This is a genomic window from Klebsiella sp. K47 (assembly GCF_051858335.1).
In the GTDB taxonomy this organism is placed as follows: domain Bacteria; phylum Pseudomonadota; class Gammaproteobacteria; order Enterobacterales; family Enterobacteriaceae; genus Klebsiella; species Klebsiella pneumoniae.
Genome location: NZ_JBPYUI010000446.1, coordinates 1 through 222 on the forward strand (window position 1 = coordinate 1; position 222 = coordinate 222).

At 70.3% G+C, this 222-nt stretch carries 1 protein-coding gene; it reads right to left on the reverse strand.

Annotated features, from left to right (window positions below; translation table 11 throughout):
* Positions 1 to 222, reverse strand: a 222-nt coding sequence (locus tag RRF55_RS28725; RefSeq protein WP_439419405.1) for a hypothetical protein, incomplete at both ends; no start/stop codon positions are given.

Here is a 222-nt window from a genome sequence, read left to right on the forward strand (position 1 = left end):
CTTGTCGGCGATGCCGTTGAGCTGGCGCTCGGCACGCTGCAGCTGTTCCTGGTTGCGGATCGAGACCGGCATGCGCATCTGCGAGGCCATCGCCGGCAGCAGGGTCGGGTCGTTGCTGGGGGCGGGGGCGGAGGGGCCGATCTTGGTCCCGGCCCTGATCACCGAGGGGCTGTCCCAGCCACCGCCCTGGACCTGCTGGTTGCCGACCTGCACCGGGTTGAT